General features: G+C 53.7%; 1 pseudogene. It reads right to left on the reverse strand.

The features are described 5' to 3' along the window. Positions 1 to 118 precede the first annotated feature (118 nt). Positions 119 to 242 (reverse strand): annotated as a pseudogene (locus tag SJH88_RS19610) (IS30 family transposase); the annotation flags it as partial.

The raw sequence follows: 242 nt of genomic DNA on the forward strand, positions 1-242 counted from the left end.
CAAGCTACCCCTGATGAAGCGTACTTTGCAGCATTGCCGTTTGCACAAATGCAGGCGGCATAACCCCGGTGATCTCGCTTAGCAACTGGACTCAATTGTTCAAACGACCGGGACCACTTCTTTGCCATGGACTATGAGGATCAGCAAAGAACACCTGCACCCCTGACTCGGCAGTGAACCGTGCGTGGTCTGACAGCTCCTTACCACGATCCCACGTTAACGATTTCCATAGCTGGGCAGGC

The sequence above is a fragment of the Comamonas sp. GCA5 genome, assembly GCF_036541385.1.
GTDB lineage: Bacteria > Pseudomonadota > Gammaproteobacteria > Burkholderiales > Burkholderiaceae_C > Comamonas > Comamonas aquatica.